The organism is Methylobacterium sp. J-088 (assembly GCF_022829295.1).
Lineage (GTDB): Bacteria > Pseudomonadota > Alphaproteobacteria > Rhizobiales > Beijerinckiaceae > Methylobacterium.
Genome location: NZ_JAKSYH010000175.1, coordinates 17,751 through 39,379 on the forward strand (window position 1 = coordinate 17,751; position 21,629 = coordinate 39,379).

The window sequence follows — 21,629 nt, forward strand, 5'->3', positions numbered from 1 at the left end:
GATCTACTCGGTCTCTCTGAAGATTCGACGAACATAATTCGATAGATTTTTGCGGAATCACATTTTATATTCATTTACCAAGGTAGAATGACCAAGATATTGCGCTCAATGCGACGCGCTCGGCCATGACAAAGGCCTGCCTGCCCACCCTGCGTATTGGAATGGCGTGCCGCACGGTATGGCCTCCAACGGGTGCTGCTCAAGCCTGATGGGCTGGTCGTCGCAGCCGCGTTTTCAGTCAGGTCTGGTGCCGAGGTCGGACGATCAGCCGGCTAAGCTGATTTCGCCAAAGTGGCCGCCGGTTTTGCGGCCAAACCCTGTGACTCACCATGGACCCGAGCGGACGATGTGTTGGCTCGCCCGCGGCACACGACAGTCATCTGCTGACACGGTCGGCAAGTACGACCGGCCTCCTCTCCCATGCGGGCGGGGATTGGGGTCGTATGCGGTGGGCATCGCGATCGGACGCGGATTCGCGCTGCGCTGCTGGGCGCGTTTTTCCGCGCCGGCCATCGTCTGATCTGGGCGGGCGTGGATCCGCTGTACGCGATGAGCGCCGACGATTCCGATGCAAGCCGGAGATGCGGCTGCGCCACATGGATTGCCGATCTGGCGCGGCGGGGCTCGATCGAACCTCTGCCGGTTCGCAGCCAGCGCGACCGAAGGTGACGCGCAGGCTGCGAACCGGTGCGGGGACCAGGCTCCGGGCCCGGAGCCCGTCTTGGCGCGCGCTAACGCCGGTCGAGGGCGACGACGTCGTCTTTCCGGAGGTCGGAGACGATCGGTGCTGGCGACTTGCCGCCGCGCTTCAGGAAGCGCGACTCGACGAAGGTCCACGACACCCAGCCGGCTGCGTATGAACACGCGAGCAGCACGTAGAAGGCGACCGGCGCGCCAACCAGGCCGAAGGCGACGAACAGGTTCAGGATCAAGCCGTGAAAGAGGTAGACCCCGTAGGAGATGTCGACATGGCCCATCCGGCTGGGGCCGGCCAGCGTGAAGGCGGCAGACAGCGTCAAGATGCCGAGGACGATGTGCTCCGCCACGGACGTCACGGCCGAGAAGGGCGTGAAGATGTTGAGTGCGATGAGCGAAGCCAGCCAGAACAGAACCTTGCCGCGCACCCACCACCGGAGATGAAGGGAGAGGTAGCAGGCCGCCGCACCGAGCGCGAATTGGTAATAATGCGCTACGAACGAGTAGCGGACCAGCTTTTCCGCCATAGATTCAGGATGATCATACATCCCCATCACGGTCGGCAGCCAGATCCGGATGAGGACGCCGACGGCGATGGCCGCCGCCAGAACCGCGAGAATTGCAGCGGATCGGTTGCTGGCCCGCTGGACGACGAGGGACAGCAGCGGAACCGTGACGTAGAACTGGAGTTCGACCGGGATCGTCCAGAGGCTGCCGTTGTATGAACCGAAGCCGAAGGAATGCAGGAACTGCGGCGTGTAGATGAGTGCGGCCAGCTGGCTGCCGAACCACGTCAGGCCCGGGCGTGTGAGCAGAGGGTAGCCGAGGGCGAGCAGAACGAGGGCTGTCACGATCAGGCAGAACCACAGGCCCGGAAAGATGCGACGGGCCCGCTTCTCGGCGTAGGATCTCAGCGAGGAACTGCGCTCGTACGAGGCCGTGATCAGGAAGCCGCTGACGACGAAAAAGATCGGGACGCCCGGGAAGGGTCCGAGTACCTTCGTCCAGCTCGGTGCGTCGATCTTGAGGTGGTACAAAGCGTGGAAGATGACCACCTGGGTGGCTGCGAACAGGCGGATATAGTCGAAGTTGTTGTGCGCGGGCGGAATCGGGGCGCTGCCGTGCTGGCGCTCCCGGGGCGATAAAAGGTTCATGATCGAGCCGACGCTCACGCTGTCATTCCGTTGCCAACCGGCCAAGCGACGGCCCCTTGTGATTGCCCCCCACCTTCTCTGAAGCAGATCGGCGCTCCGGCACACGAGCGCTCCCCGCCGAGGTGGAAGCCGGTTCGCCGCAAGAGGATGCGTCAAACCGAGGCCGGAGAGCTGTTCACGCTCGCGGCGCGACCGCCTCCAGCACCCCGGTCGCAACCGTATTTGCATTTCGCGCGAGGGGAGTATCATTTCTGTGCGAAAAGAATAGCCGTGGCGGCGCGGACTGTGCATTGCACTTAACGCGTCTGTTGATGCACTAAGCAAACGTCGCGTGACGCCTACGCCTTGCCAAGAGCCATCCCAAATTCGAGGGTGCGGCGGCGAGCGGGCCGAGAGGCGGCCGGGTGATCGGGAGCACGATGGTAGGACGATTTCGGCGGACCGAGAGATCCGCTCGCGCGCGGTCGCGCGCATCCGGCCGCGCTGTTCCGGTCGCCTCATGAGTTCGGTTCCCACGCCGGCGGGCGTGACCGGTATCGTCATCCTGAACTACAACGGCTGGCAAGACACGATCGGCTGTCTCAAGTCCGTGATGCGGATCAGGGAGCCCATTCGCGCCATCGTGGTCGACAATGCCTCGCCCGACGAGTCCGAGCGGCATCTCCAGGCCTGGGGCGAATCGGCCCTGCCGGAGATCAATGCGCGCCGCACCCGGGACGGCCTGCCCCCGTTCACGTTCGAGCGGGTTGCTGCCGGGGCGCTTCCCAAGGCCGGCGGCGGCACGACGCTCACCCTCATCCAGGCCGGGCGGAACGCCGGCTACGCGGCGGGCAACAACGTCGGCATTCGGTTCGCGCTCGCGCAGGGGTGCGATTTCGTCTGGATCCTCAACAATGACACCGTTGTCGAGCCGGATGCGCTGACGTGGCTGCTCGCGCGCGTCCGGGAGGAGCCGCGGATCGGCCTCTGCGGCTCGACGCTCGTCTATCACGCCCGGCCCGAAATCGTTCAGGCGCTCGCAGGCAGTCGCTTCAGACGGTGGCGTGGCTGGGGCGTGGAGATCGGCGCCGGCTCGATGCTCGCCCAGCGACCGGAAGCTCACGCGATCGAAGGGCAGTTGAGCTACATCAACGGCGCATCGACGCTCGCCACGCGCGCCTTCATCGAGACGGTCGGCCTGATGGAGGAAAGTTATTTTCTCTACTGGGAGGAGATCGACTGGGCCTACCGGGCGCGGAACCGCTTCAAGCTCGGATACGCCCCGAAGTCGGTCGTTCATCACAAGGTCGGGGCCTCGATCGGAACGCGCCACGAAGGTCCGCAATCGGCACTGGCCGAATTCTATATGATCCGCGGCGCCATTCTCTTCTGCTGTCGATACTCCTGGGTCTCGCTGCCCGGAATGCTGCTGGGCATCGCGCGCAACATGGGCCGCTCGGCCTTGCGCGGAGACTGGCGGTGGATCGGCCATCAGGCTCGGGCTGTGGCGGGTCGCCATTATCCCTCCGACCGTCCGGGCATCCCGAAGCGGACCGCGGCGTGACCGGGCGCAGCTCTCCGCTGCCCGCGTCGGACCCGGTCCCAACCGCGCCGCAGGCGGGTACGGGTCTCGGCCTTTCGCTGTGTCGCGCGCTCTGACCCCGAACCGGTATCCAGCCCGGCGGAGCGTGCTCAAGCCGTCCGGCAGAACAAGAATGCTCAAGGTTGATTGCCGATGACCTACCACATAGTGCTCAATCGACCGACCGATCTCGTCGGCCTTGCGCAAGGCGCACGCACCGGCGAGAACCCGCGCCATTCCATGGCCGAGCTCGCGGAGAGCCTCGGCGCCCGCGTGCATGACGGATCGGGCCTCGAGCCCGACGCTCTCGACCGCATCGCCGCCCGGGCGACGCGCACGCGGCCGCTCTGGTGGGCGATCGCCCGACGGCTACGCCGGGACATCGCCCCGGGGGACGTCGTCTTCTGCACCGGTGAAGACGTCGGAATCCCGGTGGCGGCGCTCTGTGGCGGGCGTGGCGGCGCGCGCGTCGCCGTGATGATGCACTACGTCGATCGGCCGAAGGGGCGACTTGCGCTGCGCCTGTTCAGGCTGGCGCAGCGCGCGGCTCTGTTCACGGCGGTGGCGCATCCGCAGGCCCGCTTCCTCGAGGGCTTCGTCGCGCACCACGGCGGTCGAGCGCGCGCCCAGTTCGTCACCGATCAGACGGATACCGCGTTCTTCCGGCCCGGACCGGCATCGCCCGACAAGGTTCGGCCGATCATCGCCAGTGTGGGGCTCGAACAGCGCGACTATGCGACCCTCGCGGCAGCCACCGAAACGCTCGATGTCGACGTGAAGATCAGCGGCTTCTCGGCCGATACGAAGGTCCTGGCGCGCGCCTTCCCGGCGACGCGGCCGGCCAACATGAGCCAGCGCTTCTACGCCTGGCCGGAATTGCTTCAACTCTACCGCGACGCCGACATCATCGTGGTCAGCGTGTTCCCGAGCGATCACGCGGCGGGCGTCCAGGCGCTGATGGAGGCCCTCGCCTGCGGACGTCCGGTTGTCGTCACGGCGACCGCGGGCCTCGAAGGCTACGTGAACCAGCCGGACGCCATGAGGACCGTGCCGCCCGGCGACCCGGTGGCGATGCGTGCGGCCATCACGGACCTTCTGGCCAAGCCGGACGAACGCAGCCGCCTGGGCGAGCGGGCCGCAGCGCTCGCCCGCGAGCGCTATCGCCTGGAGCGCTACGTCGAGGACCTCGCCGCGGCGCTGCGAGCCATTGGCATCACCTAAAAGAGATCCATTGCGGGTCAGCAATGACCCCCGCAGCCATCGTCTTGTGCAATGCGAAAGGGCGCTATAGAGCCACAATCCACACGCAAACAGTCCTCAACGCGCAACGCTCCGTCGGCGAGCGCCGTCGCGAGGATCCCCGGATGGTGCCTCTCCGGTTCCACTCCGGGTGACGCCCGGCCGCGATAGGAACGGACTCTGCATGGAACGCCCCGGACGAAGCAAACTGGCGCTGACGGCGTTCTGGCTGACCGTGCTCGCCGCGCTGGTCCTGCCGATCGCAGCGTCGCTCGTCCTCTCCTTCGTTCCCGCGAAGAAGTACGAGGGCACCGTGTGGATGATCCTCGATGCGAGCCGCGGCTCGCAGACGGTGGCCGGCGTCGATGACCGCCGGTCGGGCAACGAGGTCGTCACCTACGACCAGTTGCTGCGCACGCAGCTGCTGATCGCAGGCAGCGACGTCGTCGTCCGGAAGGCGGTCCAGGATTTGCGGCCTGCGCGCCTCTACCCCGATCTGCCGGCGACAAAGGGCCTCGACCCGAGCGAAATCGAGAACGTCGAGGCCGGTGTTGCGCGCGGCAACGTCATTTTGAGCCTTGAGCCGAACACCTTCGTGTTCAAGCTCGCGTTTCGTCATCCCAACCCTGTGATGGCGGCGCGCTTCGCCAATCTGCTGGCCGGGGAGTTCCTCGCGCGGCGTTCCGCCCTCTACAGCAATGAGGGCGACGTGGACTTCTTCAAGTCGCAGGAGCAGCGGTTCAACGACGAGCTGCGAGCCGCCTCCAAGTCGCTTGACGAGTTCGGGCGCCAATACTCGATCTACTCGGTTTCCGAGCAGCGGAAACTCCTGCTCGAACGTCGGGCGGCGGCGGCCAAGGATGCCGCGGACAATGCGACACAGATCGCGAAGGTCGAGAGCGAGCTGAATTCGCTGAAGACGCAGATGGTCGCACTCCGCGGGAAGATCACGCTGCCGCCTGAGATCTTCGGGGACACATCGCGGGTCAGCGGCACCCGGGCGGCAAGGCCGAGCGATGTCATCTCGGATGACCCGCCGCTGCTCAACATCAAGATCTACCAGGAGTCGGCTGCGCGCCTCGTCTCGGCGAACTCCGAACTCGAGGGATTGCGGGCGACCCGCTTGCAGCGGGCGGACGTGCTGAAGCAGATCGATGCCGAGCTCCAGGCGCTCGCGACGCACGAATCGACCTACAACACGCTGCGGCGCACCGTGTCGCAAGCTGAGGGTGCGATCGACAATCTGTCGAAGCGCGCGAGCGAGGCCCGCGTCAACAACGCGTGGCGATCGAACGAGGCGTTCTCGAGCGCGCAGATCCTTCAGCCGGCGAGCGTGCCGGCTGCTCCGGCCTCGCCTCGGCCGGCCCTCTATATCCCGGCCGGCCTCATCATCGGGTTGTTCGCGTCGCTCCTGCTGCTGTTCACAGGCCGTCGATTCGGCTTCGTGAATCTGAAGTTCGTGCCGGATGCCCTCATGCATGACCAAGTGCCGAATACCCGGGTCTCGCCGGAGCCGGTCTACGCCATGCGGTCGTCGGTCCGGACTGGCCTGGGCGTCAGTTGAGTGGCGTTCCCGGCCAGCCCGAATGGGTGAACGCAGCGTCGCCCGGACAGAGGCACTTGCTCTCTCTCCATCGCGTGACCATCCATGCGATCATTGCGGCGGACTTGTGCTTCAGCTCGCGCCTCTACATGGCCATCCTTCCCGACATTGCGCAGCGCATCCTGCTGTCCACGCTGCTTCTGGTCGGGTTGGCTTATCTTGGTCTCGCGCTCATGCGCGGGCACGTGGTCCCGGTCCTGCTTTTTCTCCTCGCCGGCGGGCTCATCATCGGCCAGCTGATCGTCTACGAGGTGAATTGGGGCATGGCGGCGAACCCGACCGGTGTCGCCCAATATACGGTCGTTCTGACATTCATCGTATTCTTCGTAGTCGGTCGGGACGGGCTCGCGGAATATGCGATGCGCGTGCTCGCGATGTACGCGCTCGGCTACGTTTGCTTCTACATTGCCTATGTCGGTGCCTATTTCGCGGGTCTCCTGCCACCGAGCTTCACCGGAGCGCTCTTGCTCCGCGACATCGAACGGGGCGACCGCTTCTTCGCTTATGCTGGGGCACTGGCCTTTTCCTGGTACGTGGCGCTCAATCGTATTCGGGCCCGAAGGACCGGCGGACGCCTTGCGGTCTTCGGCCTATGCGCACTCGCCAACGTGCTGACATTGTCGCGGGTGTATCTGGCCTGCCTCGCGGCGGTCACGATCTTGGACTTGGTGAGGGTGCCGCGCGCAGTCATCCGCATCGTGTGCGTCGGCGCTCTCTGCGTTGTATCGTCCGTGCTCCTCTATGGACTTGTCGACACGCGGTGGAACCCTTTCTTCGCGCTATCGGGTGACGATACGTCAGGGATCGGACGCGCCCTTGAGTACCAGATCGCTCAAGATCTCCTGGCGCGCAGTCCGATTCTGGGTTTGGGCTTATCGAGTTCGCCTGAGCAACCCGGCTTGCTCACGGGTATTCCCTTCTTTGCCGCAAGCGACCTTGGGATGGCTGGGATCGTGCTCGATTTCGGCATCCTAGGGCTGAGCTTATTTCTTATTGCATCGTGGCTCGCCTGCACACGGCCGCCAATCCTGAGTGGCGACCAAGGTGATGCACTCAATCTGACAGGTTGCACGCTTGCCATGTATGGCTGCATCGCGCCCATCCTGTTCTTGCCGGGCGGAGCTTTCTACTTCGCGGCTATCCTCGGAACGTGGCTGGCAGGAAATCAGAGTCGCGGACAAGCCGGAGACGATCCCGCCCGCCCGCTGACCAGAATCCAGAGTGCGGCATCGGGCGAGGACGTGCCAACGGCATCACCGGTTATTTACTTCGAACAGACGCGATGAGATCAGCCCGATATCCACACGTGCGCCGGTTCCTTCAAACTGCGTCCCGTCGCGGCCTCTCGATCTGCGCGCGGACGCCGAGCGCGCCATGACGGATCACGCCGCTAAACCTCAATTTCTTTTAATGGTCCACCGTATCCTGATTCACGTCATCATCGGGGCGGATTTATGCTACAACTCCCGACTTTATCTCTTCATGTTTTCTGACGCTGCTCAGCGCATCCTCCTCTTGAGTCAGATTTTAATCGCTATCTTCTATATACTTATCGCAATTGCAAGAGGTTATATTGCCGTTGTGCTTATCTCGATATCCTGCGTCTGTCTTATACTCGGTCAGGCCTGGATCTTCGAGCAAAATTGGAACGTGCCCCTGAACTGGCCTGGCATCGGCCAGTACGGCGCCTTTCTGTCATTTGTTCCGATCTTCATCATGGTGCGCGACGGGGTTGCGACGTACGTCGTCCGTACACTGACGCGATACGCGATTGCCTACACCTTCATCTATCTAGCGATCTCGTTACTTCATAGCGTCGGGCTGCTCCCACCCCAAATCAGCACGCCGCTCATCCTCAATGACATGGAACGCGGCGATCGCCTCTGGGCGCATTTCGGCGCGCTCGGCTTCGTCTGGTATGTCTCCATGGTGCGGGTGCAGGATCGTCTAACGAGTGCGCGCGTGATGCTTCTGCTCGTGAGCGCGTTGGCGAATATCATGACCCTTTCGCGGGTGTACCTCGGGTGCCTCGCCGTCGTGTCGATCTTGAGCGTGGTGCGGGCACCCCGCCCTGTGATCCGTGCGGTTTGCCTGGGCTGCTTCGGTATCCTTTCATCCGTGCTCGTCTACGGAATGGTCGACACGCGATGGAACCCGTTTTTCGCCTTCGCGAGCAACGACACGTCCGGAATTGGCCGAGCCCTGGAATACCAGATCGCACAGGAGATCATCGGCCGCAGCCCGATGCTAGGTATGGGTTTGACCTCGTTCGCGAATTACCATTTTTCCGTCACAGGCATCACGTATTTCGCACCCGGCGACTTGGGCTTGGTCGGGGTCCTCCTCGATTATGGCCTGATTGGGCTGTGTCTATTCCTCATCGCGTCGCTGATCACGTGCGCCTATAACAAATCTATACCCAAACCCTTCGACCAAGCCTTGTTCCTTCAGGGTTGTACCTTCGTCCTGGATAGCTCAATCTCGCCGAACATGTTTGCACCGAACGCCGCCTTCTTCTTCCTCGTGATCCTCGGATTTTGGCTTGCGTACGAAACCAAATCGGAAGATATTCGGGCCAGAAATTTCAGTTCCGCTCGGAAAATTTGAGATATTTAGTTCCGCAGACGGTAGAGATTGAGATTACTTAGAGAAGAATGTCTAATGGAAGGCAAATGGTCACCGAATTTCCAACCCTGGGCATTGCCGCGCCTGCCGGGGGAGTCGGACAAGGATCTGAAAGCGCGGCGCAATCGCGCCTATTTCGATTGGCAGTCTGGCAGTATCGACGAGTTCTGGCGTCGAATTGGTGAGCCCCTCGACCTTCGATCTCTCAACGTCTTGGATTTCGGCTGCGGTCACGGCGCCCTCTCTGTCGATGCGGTGGAACGCGGCGCAGCCTCCGTCGTCGCCATTGATGTCGATCAAGAGCGCGTATCGTTTGGCGTCAGTCATGTTCGAGAGAACTATGCTCCGCTGGTAGATAAGATCACGTTCATCTGCGATGATGTTTCCAATATTACAAGCCGGTACCGCAATGCCTTTGACGTTGTGATCTGCAAGGATACCTTGGAGCATATTGACGACATTAACAAAGTGCTTCGGGATATTCTCGTTATGGTGAAGCCGGGGGGGCGCATCGTACTGGGCACGAGCCCATTGTATTTCAGTCCCTTTGGAGATCACGGGCGCTTCGTTGGGCGATCCATCCCGTGGATCAGCATTCTTCCGGAGCGCGTGCTGTTTCCGCTCGCGCGTTTTGTGCTCAAAAATAATATTCAAAGCGCGTCGGACGTCGGACTCAACAAAATTACGCCCCTCGAGATCCGCAAACTGATCGACAGTCAATCTTTGGTTGTCGAGCGGCTGAACTACAACGCCGGTGACAAGCCGATGTTGAAGGTGTTTGATTTTTTCAGAAGGTGGAATACTGTGGAAAGATATTTTACGGTTAGCGTTTATGCCATTTTGTTGAAGCCATTTACTTGAGGATATTCCTGATCGGTGGGAAGGCGGATAAAAAATTCGCCGTGATGACGTCCACTGGCTGAAGCATTGCGGTTTCGGGCGGTGGGACTTTGAGGAGAGTCGTGATCGTGGCGCGCGCGTCAGCGATTGGGTGCGCTCTCCGCCGAAGGGGACATCGGTTCGACGCGTGAGAGCGCGTTACAACAACGGCTCTAAGCCGCGGCAGAAGTCTTCGTGCTTCTGCAAGCCCGCCTCGGGAGCTGCCAGCACCGCGATGTCAATTGCGATCCGGCTGCGATGGGGTGCGGACGCGGCAAGTCGCTATGCCGGCGGTGCGCGGGTCGAGGCGATCCGCCGGCTCTTAAGGCCAATCAGGCGGTCCGAGGTGCGAGCCGCCACCGTCGCACCTGCCCGTCGACGATCGGGGCCTGCTGTTTCGGTCATGCGATCCGTTTCAGCGTCTCATGAAGGCATGAGACAACCGCGTCCGGCTCCTTGCGTGTCAGCCCGGAGAAGACCGGCCGCCCCTCGCAATCGGGCCGGACCGGTATACCTGACACCGAACAGCTCGCCCGGAGCGCCGGCCATGGCATACGCGACGACGATCGAAGGCACGCGCTTCACCTTTCCCGACCTGCGCAGCCTGCTGGCCAAGGCCACGCCGGAGCGGTCGGGCGACCAACTCGCCGGGCTCTGCGCCGAGGGTCCCGTGGAACGCCTCGCCGCGCAGATCGCCCTGGCCGACCTGCCGCTGAAGACCTTCCTGGCCGAGGAGCTGATCCCCTCGGAGGAGGACGAGGTCTCGGACCTCATCGCCCGCCGGCACGATCGGAACGCCTTCGCGCCGGCGGCGTCGCTGACGGTGGGCGCTTTTCGGGAATGGCTGCTCTCCCCGGCGGCCGATGCGGCGGCGCTGGCGGCCCTCGCCCCCGGGCTCACGCCCGAGATGGTGGCGGCCGTCTCAAAGATCTGCCGGCTGCAGGATCTCGTCGCGATCGCCGCCAAGCGGCCGGTGGTGACACGCTTCCGCTCCACGATCGGCTTGCCCGGCCGGCTCGCGACCCGCAACCAGCCGAACCACCCGACCGATTCTTCGGCCGGCATCCTGATCTCGGCCCTCGACGGCCTGCTGATGGGATCGGGCGACGCCGTGATCGGGGTGAACCCGGCCACCGATTCGCTGCCGGACTACATCCGCATCGTCGAGCTTCTGGAGACCCTGCGCCTGCGCCTGAACGTGCCGACCCAGCATTGCTGCCTCGGCCACGTCACGGTGGCGATTGAGGCGATGGCGAAGGGCGCGCCGGTGGATCTCGTGTTCCAGTCGGTGGCGGGCTCGCAGAAGGCCAATGCCGGCTTTGGCGTCGATCTCGAAGTGCTGCGCGAGGCCTCCGAGGCGGCCCGCGCGCTCGGCCGCTGCCCGGAGGGTGGGCAGTTCATGTACTTCGAGACCGGCCAGGGCTCGGCCCTCTCGGCCGATGCCCATTGGGGCGTCGACCAGCAAACCATGGAGGCCCGCGCCTACGCGGTGGCGCGGGAATTCGATCCCCTCCTCGTCAACACGGTGGTGGGCTTCATCGGGCCGGAATACCTCTACAACGGCAAGCAGATCATCCGGGCCGGGCTGGAGGACCATTTCTGCGGCAAGCTGCTCGGCCTGCCGATGGGGGTGGACGTCTGTTACACCAACCACGCCGATGCCGACGGCGAGGACATGGACGCCCTGCTGACCCTGCTCTGCGCGGCGGGCGTCAACTTCGTCATCACCGTGCCGGGGGCCGACGACGTGATGCTGAACTACCAGTCCCTCTCCCACCACGATGCGGTCTTCGCCCGCGAGACCCTGGGCCGCCCGCCGGCCCCGGAATTCGAAGCGTGGCTGCGTGAGGTCCGCATCACGGACGCGCAGGGCCGGCTTGCCAACGCGCCGGGTGAATTGCCCCCGGCTTTGGCCGAGGCGTCGCGCCTTCTGCCGGGGCGGGCGGCATGAGCGCGCCCGCTGAGCCCAAGCGTGCCGGAACCCCGTCGCTGCGCGACCTGCGCGCGCTGACGCAGGCCCGCATCGCGCTGGGCGCCCACGGCGCCGGCCTGCCGACCGGGGCGGCCCTCGCCTTCGGGCTGGACCATGCCCGGGCCCGCGAGGCGGTCTGGACGCCCCTCGACGCGGGGGCGATCGGCGAGGCCCTGCGGGCCGAGGGGCTGGGATCGGTCGAACTCCGCGCCAATGTCGCCGACCGGGCGGAATATCTGCGCCGGCCGGACCGGGGCCGCACGCTGCACCCGGATTCGGAAGGGGTCCTCGACGGGCTGGGGCAAGGCTTCGACGTCGCCCTGGTGATCGCCGACGGGCTCTCGGCCACGGCGGTCGCGCTCAACGCGGTGCCGACCGCCACCGCGCTCGCCGCGCGGGTCCGCCGGGCCGGCTGGAGCCTCGCCCCCGTCGCGGTGGTGCAACAGGGCCGGGTCGCGATCGGCGATCCGATCGGTGCCCGGCTGAAGGCGCGCTGCGTCGTCGTGCTGATCGGCGAGCGGCCGGGCCTGTCGGCCTCCGACAGCCTCGGCTGCTACATCACCTGTACGCCGGAACCGGGCTTGCCGGATTCCCGGCGCAACTGCATCTCGAACATCCGGCAGGACGGGCTCGCGGTCGAGGCGGCCACCGACCAGATGGAGGCCCTGCTGCGGGCCATGATGGCGCAGGGGACCAGCGGCGTCGGCCTGCGCCGGGAGAGCCTGGTGAGCCCGCCGGCGCCGACGCTCCCGGAGGCGTAGGGCGCTCTCCGCCGGTGCGGAGAGCGCTCTGAAACAAAGCTTCGAGCTGTGGGCGCTTGCCGAGCTCTGGGCGCTTGCAAAGCGCACGGGACACGACAGCATCCCATGGCCCGGTTATCGCGCGATCCCACCCAATCCCCTCGTCCTGAGGTGCCCGCGTCAGCGGCCTCGAAGGAGGGTTCCAGCCGGCCGCGCGATCCCTGGAGGTCTCCTTCGAGGCCTCCGCTGCGCGCCGGCACCTCAGGATGAGGGGGTGGGTTGGACGGCCGATCGAACGCTTCCGATCGTGTGTCGTCGTCGATGCGCAACGCGATCGGGCATGGCTTTAAGGGCCGCCCGCATGGAGCTGTGGCGCGGATTCGGGCAGCGGCTGGGACAGGCGGGTCAGCCCAGGGGTGGAGGCTGGTGACGGCGAGGTGGGCCAGCAGAAGCGCCGCCGACGAACCAGCGGGTCGCCGCGGCATAGCCTCGGCCGGCCGTCAGGCGGAGGACGTTCGCGCGGCCTGCCCGTGAAATGGGATGTGGGCTGCTTCACAGACGACAGGCCGGACGCTCCCGGTTGCGCTCCGTCCGCCCTCCGTCAGCTTCAGGCGCTCCCCATCCGGCCCCCGACCGTCGGCGATCCCAGGCCGGTCTCGGCGTTCCGCCACCTGACAGGTCACCGTGGAGGCTCCCGGTGCCCTGTTTCGCCGATGACTCGGACCGCGTGCCGTTGACAGACACGGGACGCCGCGGCAGGGCGCCTCGAAGTCCGTGCGGCCGGAGCCCGCGATCGGCTGAGGAGGGGACCCGCCATGCCGTCAGGCTCTTCGAACCGGGCGGCGGGGCGGGCGGGGGAACCCCTCCTGTCGCAGGATCCGCACGCCGTCCGCGAGCCGCGCGAGAACAACCTCGAACGGGCGATCGGCCACGCGGTGCGGGAGCGCCGGAAGCAGCTGGGCCTCACCTCCGCCGACCTCGCCGCCACCACCGGCCTGTCGCCCGGCATGCTGTCGAAGATCGAGAACGGCAACATCTCGCCATCGCTGACGACGCTGCAGGCGCTCGCGCAGGCGCTGGGCATGCCGATCACCGGCTTCTTCCGGCGCTACGAGGAGGTCCGCAACGCGGTGTTCGTCAAGGCCGGCGAGGGGATCGAGCTGGAGCGGCGCGGGACACGGGCAGGGCATCAGTACAACCTGCTCGGGCACATTCACGAGAATACCAGCGGGGTCACGGTCGAGCCGTACCTCATCACGCTCACGACCGATTCGGACGTGTTTCCGACCTTCCAGCACGCGGGCCTGGAGTTCCTCTACATGCTGGAGGGCGAGGTGCTGTACCGGCACGGCAACCGGCACTTCCACATGCGGCCGGGCGACAGCCTGTTCTTCGACGCCGATGCCCCGCATGGGCCCTCGGAGCTGCTCGTGCTGCCGGCCCGCTACCTGTCGGTGATCGCCTATCCGAAGGCGGGCAGTCCCGACTGAACCTCCGCATCTAATTCCTGAGAAGAAATTTTATTTCTTGCTGGTTGATTTTGTCGGTGAGGGCCGCCTATGCTCCGGGCGTACCCGCAACGGAGGTGGTGCCATGTGCGGCATCGTCGGATTGTTCCTGAAGGACCCGGCCCTGGAGCCGCAGCTCGGCGCGCTGCTCGCCGACATGCTCGTGACCATGACGGATCGTGGGCCTGATTCGGCGGGCCTCGCGATCTACGCGCCGCCGATTCCCGGCCAGTCGAAGATCACCGTGCAATCGGCGCAGCCTGCGGCAGATTTCCCCGCCCTGGCGCAACAGCTCGCGGAAGTCTCCGGTGGCTCGGCGCGGGTCGCGGTGAAGAACTCGCATGCGGTGATCACCGTGGCGTCCGACCGCCTCGCGGCGACGCGGAGCGCCCTCAAGGATCTCTCGCCCGATCTGCGCGTGATGGGCGCGGGCGAGAGCGTCGAGATCTACAAGGAGGTCGGCCTGCCGAAGGACGTGGTGGCGCGCTTCGGCATTGCCGGGATGTCGGGCACCCACGGCATCGGCCACACCCGGATGGCGACGGAATCGGCCGTGACCACGATGGGCGCGCACCCGTTCTCCACGGGCGCCGACCAGTGCCTCGTCCATAACGGCTCGCTGTCGAACCACAACAACCTGCGCCGGAGCCTCGCCCGCGATGGCATGGTGTTCGAGACCCAGAACGATTCCGAGGTCGCGGCCGCCTATCTCACCACCGCGATGGCGCAGGGACGGGACCTCGGCGCGGCCCTCGCCGGGGCGCTGGAGGATCTCGACGGGTTCTTCACCTTCGTGGTCGGCACACGCTCCGGCTTCGGGGTGCTGCGCGATCCGATCGCCTGCAAGCCGGCGATCATGGCCGAGACCGAGCGCTACGTCGCCTTCGGCTCGGAATACCGGGCGCTGGTCGGCCTGCCGGGGATCGAGTCCGCCCGAGTCTGGGAGCCCGAACCGGCGACCGTCTACTTCTGGGATCAGCGGCAGGCGGCCTGAGCCGCCCCGCTTCCCACCCCTCACGGATCTCGTCCACGGATCTCGCCCATGCCCGTCTTCGATCTGGAGGCGACGCCCCTGCGCGCCCTCAACCAAGCCCTCCACGGCGTCGCCCCGGGCGCCAACGACACCGCCTTCGAGGTGCTGAACCCGCGGGGCCAGCACGCGGTGGCGGTCGGGATCGACGGGCCCGTCAGCGTCACGGTGCGCGGCTCGGTCGGTTATTACTGCGCCGGCATGAACGACGGCGGCACCGTCACGGTGCAGGGTTCGGCGGGCCCGGGCGTCGCCGAGAACATGATGTCCGGCACCGTCGTGATCGAGGGCGACGCCTCGCAATATGCCGGCGCCACCGGGCGCGGCGGCCTCTTGGTCATCAAGGGCAACGCGGCCTCGCGCTGCGGCATCTCCATGAAGGGGATCGACATCGTTGTCCACGGCTCGATCGGGCACATGTCGGCCTTCATGGGCCAGTCCGGCTCCCTGGTGGTGCTGGGCGATGCCGGCGAGGCTCTGGGCGACTCGCTCTACGAGGCGAAGCTGTTCGTCCGCGGCAGCGTGAAGAGCCTCGGGGCCGATTGCATCGAGAAGCCGATGCGCCCCGAGCACGTGGAGCACCTCGCCGTGCTGCTCGACCGGGCCGGGGTGACGGACGTGCGGCCCGAAGCGTTCCGGCGCTACGGCTCGGCCCGCACGCTCTACAGCTTCAACATCGATAACGCCGACGCCTACTGAGCGGGAGATTGGGCATGACCTACCAGAACCCGCCGATGCCGCCGCGCAAATCGGCGACCTTCGACGACCACACCCTGGCGGAGATCCGCCGGGCCGCGGCCACCGGCATCTACGACATCCGCGGCGGCGGCACGAAGCGCAAGCTCCCGCATCTCGACGACCTGCTGTTCCTCGGCGCCTCGATGTCCCGCTATCCGCTGGAGGGCTACCGGGAGACCTGCGGGACCGGCGTCACCCTCGGCACACGCTTTGCGAAGACGCCGATCGCGTTGAAGATCCCGATCACCATCGCCGGCATGAGCTTCGGATCCCTGTCCGCCAACGCCAAGGAGGCGCTCGGCCGCGGCGCGAGCCTGGCCGGCACCTCCACCACCACCGGCGACGGCGGCATGACCGACGAGGAGCGCGGCCATTCCGAGATCCTCGTCTACCAGTACCTGCCCTCCCGCTATGGCATGAACCCGCGCGATCTCCGGCGCGCCGATGCCATCGAGGTGGTGGTCGGCCAGGGTGCCAAGCCCGGCGGCGGCGGCATGCTGCTCGGCCAGAAGATCTCCGACCGGGTCGCCGCCATGCGCGATCTGCCCAAGGGCATCGACCAGCGCTCCGCCTGCCGCCACCCGGACTGGACCGGCCCGGACGACCTTGAGATCAAGATCGGCGAATTGCGCGAGATTACCGACTGGGAGAAGCCGATCTACGTGAAGGTCGGGGGCGCGCGGCCGTACTATGACACCGCCCTCGCCGCGAAGGCCGGGGCCGACGTCGTCGTGCTCGACGGCATGCAGGGCGGCACGGCGGCGACCCAGGACGTCTTCATCGAGCATGTCGGCCAGCCGACGCTCGCCTGCATCCGCCCCGCCGTGCAGGCGCTGCAGGATCTCGGCCTGCACCGGAGCGTGCAGCTTGTGATCTCCGGCGGCATCCGCTCGGGCGCCGACGTCGCCAAGGCCATCGCGCTGGGGGCCGATGCGGTCTCGATCGGCACCGCGGCGCTCGTCGCCATCGGCGACAACGACCCGGCCTACGAGGAGGAGTACCGCAAGCTCGGCTCCACCGCGGGCGCCTACGACGACTGGCACGAGGGCCGCGACCCCGCGGGCATCACCACGCAGGATCCCGAACTGGCGGCTCGCCTCGACCCGGTGCGCGCCGGCCGGAAGCTCGCCAACTACCTGAAGGTGATGACCCTGGAGGCGCAGACGATCGCGCGCGCCTGCGGCCACAACCACCTGCACAATCTGGAGCCCGAGGACCTCGTGGCGCTGACCCTGGAGGCCGCCGCCATGGCCCGCGTGCCGCTGGCCGGGACCGACTGGTACCCGGGCAAAGCGGGCTTCTAGGCCTTCAACCCCGCCGGTCGCGCCGGTTCGGGCGCGGCCGGTCCCCAACCGATCCGCGCTCAGGGGGCTGCCGTGACGACCGACCTTTCCGCCTACGCCGCCGAGCACGGCGTGCGGTACTTCATGATCTCCTACACGGACCTGTTCGGCTGCCAGCGCGCCAAGCTGGTGCCCGCACAGGCGATCGGCGCCATGCAGCGCGACGGGGCGGGCTTTGCCGGCTTCGCCACCTGGCTCGACCTGACCCCGGCCCATCCCGACCTGTTCGCGATGCCGGACGCCGCCTCGGTGATCCGCCTGCCCTGGAAGCCGGACGTCGCCTGGGTGGCGGCCGACTGCACCATGGCGGACGCCCCCGTCGATCAGGCGCCCCGGGTGGTGCTGAAGCGGCTCGTGGCGCGGGCCGCCGCCGAGGGCTTGCGGGTCAAGACCGGCGTCGAGGCGGAGTTCTTCCTGCTCGCGCCGGACGGGGCGGCGATCTCCGATCATCACGACCGGGCGGAAAAATCCTGCTACGACCAGCAGGCGCTGATGCGCCGCTACGACGTGATTGCCGAGATCTGCGACCACATGCTGGCGCTCGGCTGGAAGCCCTACCAGAACGACCACGAGGACGCGAACGGCCAGTTCGAGATGAACTGGGAATACGACGACACGCTGGCCACCGCCGACAAGCACGCCTTCTTCAAGTTCATGGTCCGGTCGGTCGCCGAGCGGCACGGCCTGCGGGCGACCTTCATGCCGAAGCCGTTCCCGGGGCTGACCGGCAACGGCTGCCACTGCCACGTCTCGGTGTGGAACGCGGCCGGAACCGAGAACGTCTTCGCGGATCCCGAGATGCCGTTCGGCCTGTCGAGCCGGGGCCGGCATTTCCTGGGCGGGATCATGCGGCACGCGCCCGCGCTCGCCGCGATCACCAACCCGACGGTCAATTCCTACAAGCGCATCAACGCGCCGCGCACGATCTCCGGGGCGACCTGGGCGCCGAACGCCGTGACCTGGACGGGCAACAACCGCACCCACATGGTGCGGGTGCCCGGGCCGGGCCGGTTCGAGCTGCGGCTGCCCGACGGCGCGGCCAACCCCTACCTGCTCCAGGCGGCGATCCTGGCGGCGGGCCTCGACGGGCTGGCGAACGCCGCCGATCCCGGGCCGCACAGCGACATCGACATGTACCGGGACGGCCACACGGTCGCCGACGCCCCGTGCCTGCCGCTCAACCTGCTGGACGCCCTACGCGCCTTCGAGGCCGACGCGGCGTTGCGGACGAATCTGGGGAGCGCCTTCTCGTCCGCCTACCTCAAGCTGAAACAGGGCGAGTGGAACAGCTACTGCGCCCATTTCACGGCCTGGGAGCGGGAAACCACGCTCGACGTGTGATCCAAAGTCGATCTGAGAGCGCTCTCCGACGAAGTTGAGACCGGCTCGGCGCAAGAGTGCGCGTCACAACAAGCGCTGAGAGCTGCGCATGATTGCAACGCGATCAGGTGCGTCTCTAGTACAGGTGAAGTATCGACGCTCAGATGCGGTCGGTTTAAAGGAATGGCGTTGCACGCCGCCAGCCACGCGTCGGCGGAAACTCATCCGTTGTGCGTCGGGCGTAGGGTTTCATGCCGTCGATCGGCCCGGAACCTGATATGGAGACCATGACGATCGGCATTCGGCTTGCAGCCGGTGCCGGCGGGCTCGTCATCGGGGCCATCGCGGCCGAGCGCCTCAACGGGGCTTTCGCCAAGCTGCCGGTGACGGACCGCTCTCCGGCCCAGCGGGCGCTTCGGAGCGTGAACCAGATCGCGGCCGAGCAAGGCCTCACGCAGGCCGAGCTGCTGAAGGCCATGGTGGATCATCGGGAGGCCGCCGCACGATCGAACCGCTCCGACGAGCGGAAATAAGGTGCCGCACGGCCTGCGGAGGGCCCGTTCCTGCACCGTCACCCGGCCGGCGCCGGCCGGGTGCGCATCCCGATCCGCGCGGCGACGAGGACGGAGCGCAGTTCCGCCGGCCGGATTGGCTTCGACAGGATCGGGACGTCCATCGTGCCCAGGTCCACGCGCACGCGCGCCTCGTCGTGGCCGGTCATCACCACGGCCGGCAGCGCCTGTCCCGCGAGGCGGCGGACCGCCGCGATGCAATCCGTTCCCGTGACGCCGCTGCCGAGTTCGAAGTCGGTGACGAGCAGGTCGATCTCGGAGACGGTCCCGGGGATCGCGGGTTCAGCCTGAACCTGGCAGCCCCAGGTCTGCAGCAGGCTGGCCGTGGCCCGCAGCACGGCCTCGTCATCCTCGACCAGCAGCACCCGCAATCCGCCGAGCGTCGGCGACGGATCGAGCGCGCGCGGCGGGGCTGAGAGCGCCTGCGCTTGGACGATCGGGAGGTTGCCGATGCTCACGCAGGTCCCCCGTCCCGGCACGGAGCGCAGCATCACCTGCAGGCCCAGCATCGTACCGAGGCGCCGGACGATCGGCAGGCCGAGGCCGACCCCTTCGATATCTTTGTCGCCGCGGCGACGGACCCGGTAGAACTCGTCGAAGACCTTCGCCTGATCCGCCTCCGGGATGCCGGGACCGCGATCGTAGACCTGGATGGCGAGGCGATCGCCCCGCCGCCTGCAGGCGATCACGATCGGCCGGCCGGGCGCGTATTTGATCGCGTTGTTGACGATGTTCTGCACCATCGTGGTCAGCAGCGCCCGATCGGCGCTCACGATCGCCGCGCAGGCGCGGACGCGCAGCGCCGTCCCGTCGCGCTGCGCGGCCTCGGCGTTCTGCCGCCGGACATCCTCGATGATGTCGCTGATCGCGACCGGCTCGAACCGGGGCTCCACCTTGCCGCTGTCGAGGGTCGAGATGTCCAGGAGCGACTTGAACAGGCGCGAGACGCTCTGCAGCGACCGGTCGATGTTCTCGACCATGCCCAACTCCTCCGGACCCAGCTTGGCGCTCCGCAGGCACGCGGTGAACAGGCTGATCGCGTGGATCGGCTGGCGCAGATCGTGGCTCGCCTGCGCCAGGAACCGGGACTTGGACAGGTTCGCCTCCTGCTCGCGGACGTAGGCGGTCTGCAGGCGCTGCAACAGCGAGTGTATGTAGGCCGGTACGAGGATCGTGGTGCAGGCCAGCGTCAGCACCAGGAACGGATTGTCCCGCCAATACGCGTTGAACGTGGCCGTCACGGCGATCGACGCAAGCGCCCCCATGGTCGTGATCTTCAGGTAGGTCGTCCCGAAGCGCAGGCTGTTTCCCACGGTGACCCACATCAGGATGGCGTAGACCGGCAGCATCGGCGCGCCGCCCGCCGCCATGGCCCAGGTCATCGCGCCCATGTCGTTGCTCATCGTGATGATGCGCCGCAGGATGATCTTACCGGGTCGCCGTTTGATCCAATAGTAGTAAAAAAACGACAAAAATAGACTAGAAAACATGATATATGGAATCAGATATCCCTCCGGTGGGATGACATCGATAATTTTTAACAGAAGATAATAGACGATGGTGCTGCTGATGATGACGATACGGATGACGGCCTGCGCTTTCTCCGTATCGAAGGGTTCGTCCTGCTTGTGCCGCGGAGGAGACATCGAGATTCTCAAGTGACGGGCGTCGCGTTTTCCGTGTCGATGATCGGGATGAGACCCGACGTTCTGGCGATGATCCTGGACAGGCTTGTCCCAGGGCCCTTGTCCCAAGGCCCTTGTCCTACGGCCTTTGTCCCTTCGTTCCGTCGGCCTCACGCGGGGGACCCGGTCCGCTGCCGTCAGCGGTCCCCGCCGCTAGCCGGGCCGAATCATCAAGCCGAGCGCTGCGATCCGATGCCCCCGCAGCGGCCCGATCAACCGGCAATCCCGGCGGTCGCCGCCTTCGCGGCGGCGGCCGAGCGGGAGCTCACGTCGAGGGCCCGTAGCAGCGCCGAGACGTGGATACGGACCGTGAAGGGGGAAATGTCCAGCTCTCGGGCGATCTCCTTGTTCGTGCATCCCAGGACGAGGAGGCGCAGGACATCGCGCTGGCGCTGCGTCAGGGACGGCAGGACGCCGCGCGCCGGGGCGAAGCCCGCGCTGGGGCCGCGCCTGACCATGAATGCCCCGTCGCGGATCGCCGCGATCGCTTCGCCGATCTCCTGCGCGGGCAGCGACTTGCCGATGAACCCGTCCGCACCCGCTTCCATCACGGCCCGGATCGAGGCCTCGTCCTCGGCCATCGAGACGACGACGATCGACGCCTTCCGGAACTCGGCGCGCAACGCGCCGATGGAATGCTGGGGATCGAGGCCGGGAAACAGCAGGTCGAGGAAGAAGGCGTGCGGCGAGGGGCCGGTGCGCGACAGCGCCAGGACTTCGTCTATCGTGGCCGCCTCCAGCACGCGGGCCTGCGTGTAAAGTCGCTCGGCGATGAGCCGGATGCCCGCGCGGAACAGAGGATGATCATCGGCGACGATGATCGTGTCTCCCGCCCGGCCCGCCATTCCGCTCCCGTTCGCCGCCTCGGAATCAGGCCGCCTTGCGGACGGCCGAACTCCTACTGCCAAGCAAGACACCCCCCAGGTCAAGCCGAACGATATAGGTCATGTGCACTAGTAGACCG

17 protein-coding genes are annotated in these 21,629 nt (G+C 66.2%); 14 read left to right on the plus strand and 3 right to left on the minus strand.

All coding sequences use genetic code 11. From position 1 onward, the window contains the following. Positions 1-731: 731 nt before the first annotated feature. Entirely contained in the window at positions 732-1,868 is a 1,137-nt protein-coding gene (locus tag MKK63_RS19625; RefSeq protein WP_244004740.1) for an acyltransferase family protein, read from the minus strand. 481 nt (positions 1,869-2,349) lie between these two features. Between MKK63_RS19625 and MKK63_RS19630 the strand changes: the two genes are divergently transcribed. The 14 genes from MKK63_RS19630 to MKK63_RS19695 all read left to right on the plus strand — a co-directional run bounded on the left by MKK63_RS19630 (position 2,350) and on the right by MKK63_RS19695 (position 18,941). Further along, complete coding sequence (locus tag MKK63_RS19630; RefSeq protein WP_244004742.1) at positions 2,350-3,393, plus strand: glycosyltransferase family 2 protein; 1,044 nt, start codon at positions 2,350-2,352, stop codon at positions 3,391-3,393. A 171-nt stretch (positions 3,394-3,564) separates the two neighbouring features. Then, a complete protein-coding gene (locus MKK63_RS19635) occupies positions 3,565-4,632 on the plus strand; it encodes a glycosyltransferase family 4 protein (protein WP_244004744.1) in 1,068 nt (355 codons plus the stop codon). 202 nt (positions 4,633-4,834) lie between these two features. Continuing rightward, the gene (locus tag MKK63_RS19640; RefSeq protein ID WP_244004746.1) at positions 4,835-6,214 is read left to right on the plus strand and encodes a hypothetical protein; all 1,380 of its coding nucleotides are present in this window, start codon (positions 4,835-4,837) and stop codon (positions 6,212-6,214) included. A gap of 56 nt (positions 6,215-6,270) precedes the next feature. Beyond that, positions 6,271-7,539, plus strand: a complete 1,269-nt coding sequence (locus MKK63_RS19645; protein ID WP_244004747.1) for an O-antigen ligase family protein — start codon at positions 6,271-6,273, stop codon at positions 7,537-7,539. Positions 7,540-7,627: 88 nt separating this feature from the next. Then, complete coding sequence (locus MKK63_RS19650; RefSeq protein WP_244004749.1) at positions 7,628-8,860, plus strand: O-antigen ligase family protein; 1,233 nt, start codon at positions 7,628-7,630, stop codon at positions 8,858-8,860. Between the two features lie 54 nt (positions 8,861-8,914). Continuing rightward, on the plus strand, positions 8,915-9,739 hold the full coding sequence (locus MKK63_RS19655; RefSeq protein ID WP_244004750.1) for a class I SAM-dependent methyltransferase: 825 nt from the start codon (positions 8,915-8,917) through the stop codon (positions 9,737-9,739). Between the two features lie 565 nt (positions 9,740-10,304). Beyond that, positions 10,305-11,708 (plus strand): ethanolamine ammonia-lyase subunit EutB, encoded by a 1,404-nt coding sequence (locus tag MKK63_RS19660; protein WP_244004752.1) that lies wholly within the window; start codon positions 10,305-10,307, stop codon positions 11,706-11,708. Beyond that, positions 11,705-12,490, plus strand: coding sequence for an ethanolamine ammonia-lyase subunit EutC (eutC, locus tag MKK63_RS19665; protein ID WP_244004754.1), 786 nt, complete (start codon positions 11,705-11,707; stop codon positions 12,488-12,490). The genes MKK63_RS19660 and eutC overlap by 4 nt, the downstream gene beginning before the upstream one ends. Positions 12,491-13,284: 794 nt before the next feature. Further along, positions 13,285-13,959 carry a helix-turn-helix domain-containing protein gene (locus tag MKK63_RS19670; RefSeq protein WP_244004756.1) on the plus strand — a complete coding sequence of 225 codons (675 nt, stop codon included), beginning with the start codon at positions 13,285-13,287 and terminating at the stop codon, positions 13,957-13,959. Positions 13,960-14,062: 103 nt separating this feature from the next. After that, positions 14,063-14,971, plus strand: a complete 909-nt coding sequence (locus MKK63_RS19675) for a class II glutamine amidotransferase (RefSeq protein ID WP_244004758.1) — start codon at positions 14,063-14,065, stop codon at positions 14,969-14,971. A gap of 48 nt (positions 14,972-15,019) precedes the next feature. After that, entirely contained in the window at positions 15,020-15,706 is a 687-nt protein-coding gene (locus MKK63_RS19680; protein ID WP_244004760.1) for a GXGXG domain-containing protein, read from the plus strand. Between the two features lie 14 nt (positions 15,707-15,720). Next, positions 15,721-17,049, plus strand: coding sequence for an FMN-binding glutamate synthase family protein (locus tag MKK63_RS19685; RefSeq protein ID WP_244004761.1), 1,329 nt, complete (start codon positions 15,721-15,723; stop codon positions 17,047-17,049). Positions 17,050-17,121: 72 nt separating this feature from the next. Continuing rightward, positions 17,122-18,429 carry a type III glutamate--ammonia ligase gene (gene glnT, locus MKK63_RS19690; protein ID WP_244004763.1) on the plus strand — a complete coding sequence of 436 codons (1,308 nt, stop codon included), beginning with the start codon at positions 17,122-17,124 and terminating at the stop codon, positions 18,427-18,429. A 266-nt stretch (positions 18,430-18,695) separates the two neighbouring features. After that, positions 18,696-18,941, plus strand: coding sequence for a hypothetical protein (locus MKK63_RS19695; protein WP_244004765.1), 246 nt, complete (start codon positions 18,696-18,698; stop codon positions 18,939-18,941). Between the two features lie 38 nt (positions 18,942-18,979). Here MKK63_RS19695 and MKK63_RS19700 read toward each other — a convergent pair whose 3' ends face one another. Together MKK63_RS19700 and MKK63_RS19705 are read right to left on the minus strand one after the other, a co-directional pair. Continuing rightward, positions 18,980-20,383: a hybrid sensor histidine kinase/response regulator gene (locus MKK63_RS19700; protein ID WP_244004767.1), complete on the minus strand. Its 1,404-nt coding sequence runs from the start codon at positions 20,381-20,383 to the stop codon at positions 18,980-18,982. A 494-nt stretch (positions 20,384-20,877) separates the two neighbouring features. Beyond that, positions 20,878-21,510, minus strand: coding sequence for a LuxR C-terminal-related transcriptional regulator (locus tag MKK63_RS19705; protein ID WP_244004769.1), 633 nt, complete (start codon positions 21,508-21,510; stop codon positions 20,878-20,880). Positions 21,511-21,629 lie beyond the last annotated feature (119 nt).

Coding starts and splice junctions, on each gene's coding strand:
- MKK63_RS19630 (WP_244004742.1), top strand. CDS start 2,350: ATGAGTTCGGTTCCCACGCCGGCGGGCGTGACCGGTATCGTCATCCTG.
- MKK63_RS19635 (WP_244004744.1), top strand. CDS start 3,565: ATGACCTACCACATAGTGCTCAATCGACCGACCGATCTCGTCGGCCTT.
- MKK63_RS19640 (WP_244004746.1), top strand. CDS start 4,835: ATGGAACGCCCCGGACGAAGCAAACTGGCGCTGACGGCGTTCTGGCTG.
- MKK63_RS19650 (WP_244004749.1), top strand. CDS start 7,628: ATGACGGATCACGCCGCTAAACCTCAATTTCTTTTAATGGTCCACCGT.
- MKK63_RS19655 (WP_244004750.1), top strand. CDS start 8,915: ATGGAAGGCAAATGGTCACCGAATTTCCAACCCTGGGCATTGCCGCGC.
- MKK63_RS19660 (WP_244004752.1), top strand. CDS start 10,305: ATGGCATACGCGACGACGATCGAAGGCACGCGCTTCACCTTTCCCGAC.
- eutC (WP_244004754.1), top strand. CDS start 11,705: ATGAGCGCGCCCGCTGAGCCCAAGCGTGCCGGAACCCCGTCGCTGCGC.
- MKK63_RS19670 (WP_244004756.1), top strand. CDS start 13,285: ATGCCGTCAGGCTCTTCGAACCGGGCGGCGGGGCGGGCGGGGGAACCC.
- MKK63_RS19675 (WP_244004758.1), top strand. CDS start 14,063: ATGTGCGGCATCGTCGGATTGTTCCTGAAGGACCCGGCCCTGGAGCCG.
- MKK63_RS19680 (WP_244004760.1), top strand. CDS start 15,020: ATGCCCGTCTTCGATCTGGAGGCGACGCCCCTGCGCGCCCTCAACCAA.
- MKK63_RS19685 (WP_244004761.1), top strand. CDS start 15,721: ATGACCTACCAGAACCCGCCGATGCCGCCGCGCAAATCGGCGACCTTC.
- MKK63_RS19695 (WP_244004765.1), top strand. CDS start 18,696: ATGACGATCGGCATTCGGCTTGCAGCCGGTGCCGGCGGGCTCGTCATC.
- MKK63_RS19700 (WP_244004767.1), bottom strand. CDS start 20,383: ATGAGCAACGACATGGGCGCGATGACCTGGGCCATGGCGGCGGGCGGC.
- MKK63_RS19705 (WP_244004769.1), bottom strand. CDS start 21,510: ATGGCGGGCCGGGCGGGAGACACGATCATCGTCGCCGATGATCATCCT.